The 10841-nt window shown below is 62.7% G+C and carries 11 protein-coding genes; 5 read left to right on the top strand and 6 right to left on the bottom strand.

Annotated elements, in window-relative coordinates; translation table 11 throughout:
- Positions 1 to 216: hypothetical protein (locus VEK15_32295; protein ID HXV65421.1), on the top strand; the 216-nt coding region annotated here is incomplete at its 5' end.
- A 31-nt stretch (positions 217 to 247) separates the two neighbouring features.
- Here the strand turns inward: VEK15_32295 and VEK15_32290 are convergent.
- The gene (locus VEK15_32290; protein HXV65420.1) at positions 248 to 721 is read right to left on the bottom strand and encodes a hypothetical protein; all 474 of its coding nucleotides are present in this window, start codon (positions 719 to 721) and stop codon (positions 248 to 250) included.
- Between the two features lie 164 nt (positions 722 to 885).
- Here VEK15_32290 and ytxJ point away from each other — a divergent pair, with 164 nt between their 5' ends.
- Genes ytxJ through VEK15_32275 form a run of 3 tightly spaced genes read left to right on the top strand, consistent with a single transcriptional unit; the run spans position 886 to position 3781 of the window.
- On the top strand, positions 886 to 1203 hold the full coding sequence (ytxJ, locus tag VEK15_32285; protein ID HXV65419.1) for a bacillithiol system redox-active protein YtxJ: 318 nt from the start codon (positions 886 to 888) through the stop codon (positions 1201 to 1203).
- Positions 1200 to 3278, top strand: coding sequence for an LpqB family beta-propeller domain-containing protein (locus tag VEK15_32280; GenBank protein HXV65418.1), 2079 nt, complete (start codon positions 1200 to 1202; stop codon positions 3276 to 3278). Before ytxJ ends, VEK15_32280 begins: the two co-directional genes overlap by 4 nt.
- Positions 3279 to 3280: 2 nt before the next feature.
- Positions 3281 to 3781 carry a transcriptional repressor gene (locus VEK15_32275; protein ID HXV65417.1) on the top strand — a complete coding sequence of 167 codons (501 nt, stop codon included), beginning with the start codon at positions 3281 to 3283 and terminating at the stop codon, positions 3779 to 3781.
- Between the two features lie 45 nt (positions 3782 to 3826).
- Here VEK15_32275 and VEK15_32270 read toward each other — a convergent pair whose 3' ends face one another.
- The 5 genes from VEK15_32270 to VEK15_32250 all read right to left on the bottom strand — a co-directional run bounded on the left by VEK15_32270 (position 3827) and on the right by VEK15_32250 (position 10113).
- A complete protein-coding gene (locus tag VEK15_32270) occupies positions 3827 to 4174 on the bottom strand; it encodes a PilZ domain-containing protein (GenBank protein ID HXV65416.1) in 348 nt (115 codons plus the stop codon).
- The gene (locus tag VEK15_32265; protein HXV65415.1) at positions 4171 to 5709 is read right to left on the bottom strand and encodes a response regulator; all 1539 of its coding nucleotides are present in this window, start codon (positions 5707 to 5709) and stop codon (positions 4171 to 4173) included. Before VEK15_32265 ends, VEK15_32270 begins: the two co-directional genes overlap by 4 nt.
- Before the next feature lie 116 nt (positions 5710 to 5825).
- Positions 5826 to 7949, bottom strand: a complete 2124-nt coding sequence (locus tag VEK15_32260; GenBank protein ID HXV65414.1) for a PBP1A family penicillin-binding protein — start codon at positions 7947 to 7949, stop codon at positions 5826 to 5828.
- 14 nt (positions 7950 to 7963) lie between these two features.
- On the bottom strand, positions 7964 to 9388 hold the full coding sequence (gene pyk, locus VEK15_32255) for a pyruvate kinase (protein HXV65413.1): 1425 nt from the start codon (positions 9386 to 9388) through the stop codon (positions 7964 to 7966).
- Positions 9385 to 10113 carry a glycosyltransferase family 2 protein gene (locus tag VEK15_32250; protein ID HXV65412.1) on the bottom strand — a complete coding sequence of 243 codons (729 nt, stop codon included), beginning with the start codon at positions 10111 to 10113 and terminating at the stop codon, positions 9385 to 9387. The genes pyk and VEK15_32250 overlap by 4 nt, the downstream gene beginning before the upstream one ends.
- A gap of 42 nt (positions 10114 to 10155) precedes the next feature.
- Between VEK15_32250 and VEK15_32245 the strand changes: the two genes are divergently transcribed.
- On the top strand, positions 10156 to 10841 hold a 686-nt coding region (locus VEK15_32245), incomplete at its 3' end, for an amidohydrolase family protein (GenBank protein HXV65411.1).

The following is a 10841-nucleotide window of genomic DNA, read 5'->3' as shown; positions in this document are numbered from 1 at the left end:
CCAACGCAAGGACGAAAATGTCCCGATACAAGTGTTTATCTGGAGCACGCCAAAACACTGCGGCCGGCGGACACGTCGCTTTTGAACGCACTCGGCGATTGCTATGAGAGGACGGCCAACGCCAACAAGGCGCGCGAGATGTTCGAGATGTCTCTCGAGCTGAACCCTCAGCAGGAGGGGGTTCGCGCGCGTCTCGCCGGGCTATCGGGGGCGTAGGGAGGCCCGTCGAGACGTCGCCGCACGAGTCTCATTCTCTCAGAATCCTCCCGAACTGCTGGCCGCCCGATTCCGCGCTCCACCAGAGTCCCGCGTAGCGGTCGCGATAGAAAACGACGCGGGCGGTGAAGGTGCCGACTCCCGGAAGGCCCAAGTCGGTGAGCGTCACGACCGGCGTATCCCCGGCCCACAACACCCGTACCGGGATCGGAAGCGTGACGTCCGTGTCGCCGAACTCGAGACGTGCTCGAAACAGCCAATGGTCACCGGCCAGTTTGTCCACGCTTTCTATCGTGTATCGCTCGACGCGTGGTGGCGTTTGCGCCGAGCCTTCCGTCGTGAACGATCCCTCGAGAACGACACCCGACATCGAACGGGCAAACTCGCCCTCGAGCAGCCTCTGCTCCGCCGTTGCCCCGGCCAATCCGGCGCGGCGATAACCCAGGAAATAGCCCACGATTGCGGAAAGCCCCACAAGGCCGATTAGAAGTGCCGCGCGTTTCACGGCTGATCACCCGTGGATTGGACTACCAGAACCATGCCTTACCTCGCTTCGAACAAGGCGAGACTAGCGCATTTCTCGACGTCCTGCTCATTCTCTAGCGACTCGCCCGCCTCGTCCACGAAGCCGCTTTGTCAGGGGGAATACGATGAGGCAAGATAGGTTGCGTGAAACGTCTGATGAGGATCGGTGACGTGGACGCCCTCTTGTCCATGCCTCTCGCCATCGTGTACAAGCACAGCCCGCTCTGTGGGCTGAGCGAGCGAGCCCGGCATGAGGCGGAGAGGTTCTTGTCGAACCATCCGGGGCAGGAGATCCACGAGGTCGACGTGATCGAGGATCGTCAGGTTTCCGACTACATCGAGACGCGAACAGGGATTCGCCACGAGTCCCCCCAGATAATCGTCCTACGCGACGGCAAGGCCGTTTGGTGTGCCTCTCATTCCCGCGTCACCGCGGAAGCGATTGCATCGAACATCGAATGACGACAATGTTTCTCACGGCAATGGCTCTGGCCGGTCTGCTGGAGGTGGAATCTCTTCTCTCCATTCGACACCCAGGAAGCCCTGCTTGGTCGCCCGACGGGTCGCACGTCGCGTTCGTCTGGGACCGAGCGGGGGTACAGAATCTGTTCGTCGTCGATGCCGTGGGGGGATGGCCCCAGGCGCGAACCGCCTACCGAGACGGCGTCGTCGGGGCACCTTTCTGGAGCGCCGACGGAAGCGTCGTTTATTTCGAACGCGACGGCGAGCTCTACGAAGTTCCTCGAGCCGGGGCGGTCTTGCCGCAGGCCGTATTCGGGACGGAGGCCCGGGAGAGCGATGTGCGTCTTTCACCCGACGGGCGACAGGTCGCGTTCGTTCGGCTCGGGGATGTCTGGATACGGAATCTGGAAAGTGGTCGCGAGAAGCGCCTTACGGTCACGCTGGTCTCGGAGTCGGACCTTCGGTGGTCGCCCGACGGGGCTCGCATTGCCTTCCTCTACACGCGCTCCGCGCCCCGAACGGAAGGCTACGACTACATCGGGCGGAAACTTCTGTTTCAGCGAGTCGAGGGAGATCCGCAGGACGTCGGGGTTGTGTCGATCGAGGGAGGCGGCGTGGTGCCGGTTGGGGCCAGCCCCCAGGTCGAGCATTTTCCGCGGTGGCTCGACGCCCGGCGCTTGACGCTCGAGCGGGTGTCGACCGACCTGCGAGTCCGAGAGATCCTCCTTGCCGATGCGACCACGGGCGAGCTTCGAACGCTTCATCGGGATGAGGACGTGAAGTGGTGGAGTCTGGGTTATCTGGGAGCCGAGCCCAGGCCAGCGCCCGACGGTCGGTTCGTCGCTTTCGTGAGCGATGCCACCGGATGGGATCGACTCTACGTGGTTTCGGCAAACGGTGGCGAAGCGCGCCCACTCACGAGCGATGGCGAGGAGGTGCGCCGGTTTGCCTGGTCTCCCGACGGAAGGTCGATCGCCTTCGATTCCAACGCCGATGCGATGAATCCCGGAAGGCGCCACCTCTTCGTCGTTGATGTAGAGGGGGCCGACGGGCCCCGTCGGTTGACTTCGGGAACGGGCACGAACACTCAGCCGGCGGACGCCTCGGGTTTCGGGCTGGTTAACGAGCTCGGGGGATGGTCGCCCGATGGCTCGAAGCTCTTGTTCCAGCACACCGACTCGCGTCGCCCTGCCGACCTTTTCTGGTTAAAGATCGGCGACGGCGCGCCTCCTCGCGAGCTGACGTACTCCCTTCCGCCAAGCGTCGATCGGAACGAGCTGATCGAGCCCGAGCTCGTGTTCTACGCCGCGCCCGACGGGCGCCAAGTGCCCGCCTATCTCTTCGTGCCGCGCGATCTCGACCGAGAACGGAAGCACCCCGCGATCGTGTGGATTCACGGGGACGGGATTGCGCAGAACTACGAAGGCTGGCATATTCGCCGCGACTACGCCGTTTACTACAGCTTCCATCAGTACCTCGCCCAGCAGGGCTACATCGTTCTCGCCCCCGACTACCGTGGAAGCATCGGGTATGGGAAGGAGTGGCGTCAGCTGCCCTTCCGCGATCTGGGGGGCGGGGACTACGAAGATATCGCTGCCTCGGTCCCCTACCTCGAGAGCCTCCTCTATGTCGACCCCGAGCGCATCGGTGTCTGGGGCCTCAGCTACGGTGGCTTTCTAACACTGAAGGCCCTTACCGAGGACCCTGAGCTCTTCCGTTGCGGTATCGACGTCGCGGGAGTTCACGATTTTCGCTACTGGCACCGCGATCCGGGGGGCCGCTGGATCGTGGGTCGCCTCGGCGACCCCGACGAGAACCCGGAGGCCTACCTCCAGGCGGCGCCCGTCGAACGGGTCGATCGAATCGTTCGGCCCCTTCTTGTCCTCCACGGCACGGCCGATGTCAACGTACCGTTTCTCGAGTCCCTCCACCTGATCGACGAGCTGATGAAGAAAGGAAAGAACGTCGACTTCGTCGCCTACCCGGGCGAGTTTCATTACTTCCACCGCGAGCATGTCTTGCGTGACGCATGGCGCAGGGTCGAGGAGTTCTTCTCGGCCCATCTTCGAGGATGAGCATGGTGGAGCGAAGAGAAGAGTTCCGGGTGCTCGCCGACTACCTTAGCGCGAACGGTCTCAAGCACTCGCGTCAACGCGAGATTGTTCTCGAGCACTTTCTCGAGACCAGCGGGCACATGACGGTCGACGACCTCTATCGCGTCATCCATAGAAAGCACCCGGGTATCGGCCGCACGACGATCTATCGGGCGTTGAAGGTGTTCGTCGATGCCCAGCTGGCAAGCGCGATCGAGCTCAAGGACGGGCTGACGCGTTTCGAGCACAAGTATCGCCACGCCCATCACGACCACATGATCTGCACCGAATGCGGGACGATCCTTGAGTTCTTGAGCCCTGAGATCGAGCGACTTCAGGATGAGATCGCCGAGGCTTATGGGTTCAACATCGAGTCTCACCGGCACCAGATCTTCGGGCTTTGCCAAAAATGTAACCGAAAGGCCAAATCCTCTTCGGCGAGAAAGGCACGGAAGAAGACTCGAGCCGCGGGCTCGAAGGCGTAGCCCCTCGCCCTGCCGCGCGCCCTCGAGGTTCTCCGGGGAATGCCGTCAGGACCCGGGGTCCAGTTGCGCCGCGAGCCCGACGAAGCGCTCGAGATAGGCCTTCAGAAGTCGCGGCGAATCACCTTCGAGCTCGACGAACTCCAGTCCGGCGCCGATAGGGTCCTCGGTCTTGCTGCACCAAATGACTCGAGCGCGAGCGGCGAGCTCGCCCAGTTTCCACGGCAGGATGGCGCTGAGCGATACCTCGGTGCCTACCGGGGGGAGCGAGTCGACGACGACGAAGGCGCCCGAGGCGCTGACGTTCGTGAGGTAACCCTCCTGTTTGGCTCCACCCGAATCGACCACCGCCCTCATCACGAGTGGGGCCAGCCGGGGTACGGATCGCCTGCTCATGGCTTCGAGCTCCGGGTGAAGGGCGCGAGCTCCTGGGTGAGGGGTCCCTGGTCTTCGAGGGAGAACTGCTCACCGATCGAAAGTACCCTCCTTTGCAGAGAGGCGTTTTCCATCGCCATGCCCGCCTGAGCGAGAAACACCTCGAGACCGCTGAGATGCGCCAGGTTCATTCCGGAAATCGGGTTGTCCAGATAGATGATCGCAAGCACCTCGTGGTTCAGCATGAGGGGCAATAGGGCATAGGTCTTGGCCCGCCCCGGTTCGAGCTCGGGAGGGAGCGGTTGAGTGTCGTGCGAGCCCGATAGCGGTCCTCGCGAATAGACGACCTCGGCGAAGGGCTGCACGTCCTGCAGATCGAGAATGAGCTTCTTCGCAGCTTCACAGACCTGTCGGTCGAGCCGTCCCACTTGTACGCCGGCGAGTCCGCGGGCTCGTGATTCCTTTACGAGAAAGAGCAGGACACGTTCCGCATACCGGGAGGCGACACGGAGGATTACGCGAGCGACGACGTTGCCGGGAGCGAGCAGCTGCTTCGCCATCGTCTTCAGAAAGTCGAACATCACGGCATGGTTGAGTCGCGGCATCGAGGACGTCGGCGTCGCTTCGTCGGGGGAGGCGATGAGGGACGTGAGCTCGTCGACGATTGTGGCCGCGAACGAGCGCAGGTCGTTATCGTACTCGTCGGGGTCGAGCTTGGTCAGCGCCGGCTTGTGGGCAATCTTGGCAATCCCGAGCCATTTCGCGCGGGAACGGATCTGGGGAGAGATACTCTCGGCCGTCAGGAGGATCGGTACGTCGGCGTCCATCTCCTTGACGAGCTCCACGATCTCGAAGCCACCTTGGAACGACTCCCCGCCGGAGCTCGGCATCGCGACATCGATGACGAGCGCGAGACGGGATCCCGTGGCCAAGAGGTTACGTACCAATTCGGAAGCTTCCGCCACTCCCGTGGCAATCTCGGCCTTCGAGCCGGCTCCCGATAGGGCCTCCGCCAGGATTCGGGCGACTTGCTCCTCGTCGTCGGCTATGACGACGGTAAGACCGGATTCGGGGAAAGGTGTCGTCGCCGGATCGACGATTGTGGCGTTCGGTTCGCCCGAGCTTTCCAGGAGACTGGCCCCCTCCCGCCGACTCTCATCGAGCGCGCGCGCGAGCTCGAGCATCAGAGCTTGAGACTCGACCCCCTCGGTTAGAAGCAAACTGCCGACGTCGAGACCCTTCCAGCGAACCGACGGGTCGGGCGTCACGCGAAACTCGAATGTCCCCTGGCGAAGGGCCACCAGCTCCTGGAGTGCGACCCGGATCTGGCTGTGGAGGAGCTGGAGGCGAGAGGAATCCTGCGGTTTTTGGAGCAGGGACTCGAACAACGGGTGAGTCGATTCGGAAATGGCGCACTGGATGTGACCTTCGCGGAAGACCACAGCACCGCGACCGACGGGGCCATCGATCTCGAGAGAGCCGGTTCGCTTGGAGAAGGAGACGATCTGGAGGATCTCGAGAACGTTCATATCCTCCAAGCGTCCGCTGAGAGCCATAAGGTCCGTCCGCGTCCCAGATACTCCACGTCCCGTTCAACCGGGAGCTCTCGATTTCAGGCTATGGAAATCATGTTATCTCATGTGAAGCTCTTTTCCCACTCGAGCCAGTCGCCTTACTGTCGCGCCAGTTCGAATCGGGTCGCCTCGCGGCCCGACAGGGCCGCTTTCATGAACGTGGTCCAGATGGGAAGAGCGGCTTCGGCGCCCGACAATCCCAGCGGGGTGTTGTCGTCATAGCCGACCCAGACCACGGCGAGGACGTCGGGTGTGTAGCCAACGAACCAGGCATCTCGCGAGTCGTCGGTCGTTCCGGTCTTGCCGGCAGCCTGGGCGCTGAGACCGCGAGCCCGGACTTCCCGGCCAGTACCCGATTCCAGCACCGTCGTCAACATGTCCGTGACCCTTGACGCGCTTTGGGACGATACGACGCGCCGCGACCGCACGGGGTTCGAGGCCAACTCCCTCCCCGCGTCGTCTTCGATCGTCGTGAAGAAGCGTGGTGCGACCCGTTTGCCACCGTTGGCGAGGACCGCGTAGGCCGTCGCCAGGTCGAGGGGCGTGACCTCGAAGCTTCCGAGCACGAGGGATGGATAGGGCTCGATCCGGCTGGGCATGTCGAACGCTTCCCATAACTTCGTGATGCGCTCGAAACCAACCCGTTCTCCGACTCGCGCCGTCGCAACGTTGAGAGAAAGGGCCAGCGCCTGTCGAAAAGTCACCCGGCCGTGAAATCGCCGGTCGTAGTTTTGAGGCCTCCAGCCCCGGATCGTCGTCGACTCGTCCACAACCACGCTCCACGGCCCCAGCGAGGCGTCGTTCTCGAATGCGGCCAGGTAGACGAACGGTTTGAACGCGCTCCCCGGCTGCCGGTGGGCATCGAGCGCCCGATTGAACTGACTCGCTCCATAACTCCTTGCACCCACGATGGCGAGGACATCGCCGGTACCGGGCTCCATCGCCACCAACGCCGCTTGGGGTGGTGGTTTGCCCTGTCGAGCGAGCCTGGGGGCAATCTCCTCGAGTCCATCGACGACCGCCCTTTGAGCGGCCGTCTGGAGATAGCGATCCATCGTGGAGATGACCCGAGAAGCTCCGGCGTGAACGTTATAGTCGGCTAATTCGGCGCGCAGGGCATCCACGAAATGGGGGGCTTCACCCCAATCGACGCCCCCGGGGACGATCTCCACCGCCGTCGATTTGGCGTCCTCGGCGGCGGCCTTTTCGATGTATCCCGCACGCACCATCTGATCGAGCACGATGTCTCGTCGCCTTCGTGCTTCATCCACGCTTCGGTAGGGAGAGCTGGCGTTCGGCGAGCGGATGGTCGCAGCGAGCAGGGCGGCCTCGGGGAGAGTCACGTTCTTGATGTTCTTGCCAAAAAAAATCTGCGCCGCCTGGGGAACGCCTCGGATACCGAAAGAGCCTCGTTGGCCGAGATAGACGTCGTTCAGGTACAGCTCGAGAATGGCTTTCTTGCTCGTCCGGCTTTCCAGGATGATCGCGAGATAGGCCTCCAGAAGCTTGCGTCGAAACGTGCGCTCGGGCGCGAGGAAGTAATTCTTGACGAGCTGCTGAGTCAAGGTGCTGCCCCCTTGCTGAAGCTCGCCGCTCTGGAAGTCCGCGACCATCGCCCGGACCACGGCAATCGGATCGAAGCCCGTATGGTCGAAGAAACGGCGGTCCTCGGTGGCGAGAACCGCGCTCGCCACCAGCGCGGGCATTTCGTCGAGCGAGACCCATTGCTTCTTCGACCTCTCCTCTCCGAAGAGCGTTGCCACCGGCACGGGCTCGAGGAGGAGTCGATCGATTACCCCACCGCCGGACAGCATACTCATCTTCGAAATCCAGAGACGTTCGAAATCAACCGCGACCGGCGGGCCCAACGGCTCTCGCCGGCGAAGATGAACGACGCCCCCTTCGGTCGCGAAAGTGCCCGGCTCGTCCCCGAGAGAGCCGATGCGTCGATAACCGAGGTCGTTGAGAACGCCGATGAGCTCGTCCTGGCTCAGGCGTTGCCCTTTCCGAATCTCGAAGGCGCGAGCGTGGACCCACGTGGGACGTTCCCGGCTTTTCCCCCGGAGCCTCTCGTCGATGAGCGTGGTGAATCGGAGCGTATGGAATATCAGGACGACGGCGGCAAAGAACAGAACGAGGGTAAGCCCGCTCAGCGAATAGACCGCGATCTTGAATCGCCGAGAAGAGTACTTCCGTTTCTTCTTGCGACCCGTCTTGTTCACTACGTTGAGCGCGGCTAGAACTTGAGGACTTTCATCATGTTCGTTGCGCCGGGGAGAGTCGTGTGCCCGCAGACCGTTACGACGATGTCGCCGTCGTCGACCAGACCCTTCCTCCGGAGAAACTTCATCGCGACCTCCAGCATCGTGTCCGTCGTTTCGAAGTGCTCGCCGTGCATCGGGGTGACGCCCCAGCGCATCGACAGACGGCGGTACACCCGGTTCGAGGGCGTGAAACCCAGGATGTGGCACCGGGGTCGCGAGTGGCTCACCAGCCGCACCGTTGCCCCGGATTCGGTGAAGGCGACGATGTATTTTGCGTTCAGCTCGTCGGCTGCGCGGCGTGCCGCGAGCGCCACGGCGCGAGCTACGAGCGAACCGTCAATCAGGTGATAGTCGGCCTTCCTCAGCTGCGCGGGGCTGTCGCCGATATGACGCTCGGTATGCTCGGCGATTCGCGCCATGGTCTCCACCGACTCGACGGGGTACCTACCGCTCGCGGTTTCCGCGGACAGCATGAGCGCGTCGGTGCCGTCGAGAATCGCATTGGCCACGTCAGATGCCTCGGCCCGTGTCGGGACGGGATGAGTAACCATCGATTCCAGCATCTGGGTGGCGGTGATGACAGGACGGCCGCGCTGGTTGGCCTCGTAGATAATCTCTTTCTGTACCGTGGGAACCTTTTCTGGCGAGAGCTCGACGCCAAGATCGCCACGGGCTACCATCACGCCGTCGGCGACGGCGAGGATGGCATCGAGATCCTCCACGGCCTCCGGCCTCTCGATCTTCGCGATGACGTGCACGTCCTCGCGCCCCTGCTCTCTGAGGAAGGCCCGCAATTCTTCGATATCGTCTTTGCGTCTGACGAACGACATCGCGATGAAATCGAAGTCGAGCTCGAGACCGAGCAGTATGTCCCTCCGGTCTTTCTCGGTAATGGGAGGAATGGAAAGCTGCACTCCGGGAAGGTTGATGCCTTTGTTGGACTTCAGGGTCCCGCCGCTCACGACTTCGGTGATTACGTTCGAGCCCTCGACTTCCCTTACGGCGAGCGAGATGAGTCCATCATCGATGACGATTCGATCGCCCGCTTTGACATCCATGGGGAGCTGCTGGTAGGTGGTGGACACTCGCTGGGCGTCGCCGAGGACGTCGTCCGTCGTCAGGACGAATCTTTCTCCCTCGATGAGGTCGACTCCGCCCGACTGCGCGATCTTCCCCGTCCGGATCTTGGGACCGGACAGGTCTTGAAGGCAGGCGACGGCGCGGTCGCTCGCCTCGGCGAACTCACGCACGGCCGCCACGTTTCGGCGATGTTCGTCGGGAGAGCCATGGGAAAAGTTGAACCGGGCGACATCCATCCCGGCTTCGATGAGTTTTCCCACCATTTCCGGTGTCGAGCTCGCCGGTCCGAGCGTCGCCACGATCTTCGTCTTTCTCATGAAGAACGAAGAGATGCTTTCGATGCGGCGACTGCCACGGCGCCAGGGAATCGGAGCCGGAGAATCGTAGTGATGATCTTGTAGCCCGCAAGAACGGTGCCCTTGACCGTTCCGGTGATCTTCGACCGTCCGATGCGTCGATGATAGCTCACCGGCACCTCCGTGGCGCGCACGCCCGCCCGCGCGGCCTTGGCCTGCATTTCGGCGGTCCAGCCATAGTCCTGGTCCTGCATATCGAGCGCGAGGAGCGTTTCGTAACGGATTGCGCGGAATGGGCCCAGATCGCTGAAGCGATAGCCATAGAGAAGGCGGATCATCCAAGTGGCAACCCAGTTGCCCCAGCGAGCGTGAGGCGCCAGCGCTCCGCGCTCACGTACGCCCAACACGCGCGAGCCCACGACGAAATCGGCCTGGTTCGAGAGAATGGGCGAAAGCAACGTCGGCATCTCAGAAGGGCGGTCGCTGAAATCCGCGTCGACGAACACCACCACGTCCGCCGGTCTCCTTCTCAAGTGGCGGATCCCGGCGAGACAAGCACGGCCGTAGCCGGGCACCGGCTCGCGAACGACAGAAGCCCCGGCGCGCCGAGCGGCAGCGGCCGTCTCGTCGTGGCTTCCGTTGTCGACGACGACGACCTCGTCGACCAATTGCTTGGGAATGTCATCCAACACCTTCGGAAGCGACCTTTCCTCGTTGAGTGCGGGGATGATGACGACGACGCGCATCACGCGCTCAGTATAGCCGAATTAGGTGATAGGCTCTGGGTCATGCAGGGCCTCCTACTGGCGGCGTTCGTCTTCACCGGACAACCCTCACCACCAGAAAGCTACGATGTGCTCATCGAGGGCGCCCGCGTGCTCGACGGAACCGGGAATCCGTGGTACCGGGCAGACATAGCGATAAAAAGCGGCAGGATCGCCGCCATCGGGCATCTCGATACGGCGCGAGCGGACGTGGTGATCGATGCTTCTTCGCTCTACGTCGCCCCGGGCTTCATCGACGTGCACTCGCATGCCGGGGAGGGGTTGTTGAGGCCGGAGCTCAAGGACGCGAAGCCGATTCTCGCTCAGGGTGTGACGACTCTCTTCGTGAATCCCGATGGCGGGGGGCCTTGGCCTCTCTCCCAGCAGCGCCTCGACTACGAGTCCCAGGGCATCGGAGTGAACGTGGCCCTCCTCGTCGGCCACGGCACTCTGCGGCGGGAGGTCATGGGAATGGAGGATCGCCCACCGTCGGAGGACGAGCTCGAGAGAATGAAGAACATGGTTCATGAAGGTATGGGCGCGGGAGCGTTCGGACTTTCCAGCGGCCTGTACTACGCGCCGGGAAGCTACGCCGAGACGGAGGAGCTGGTGGCGCTTGCGAAAGAAGCTCGTCCTGGGGGTGTCTATTCGAGCCACATTCGAGACGAGGGCGATTATACCGTGGGGCTTCTCGCCGCAGTAGAAGAGGT

The organism is Vicinamibacteria bacterium, from assembly GCA_035620555.1.
Lineage (GTDB): Bacteria > Acidobacteriota > Vicinamibacteria > Marinacidobacterales > SMYC01 > DASPGQ01.
This window is presented reverse-complemented; position numbering and strand designations above follow the sequence as displayed.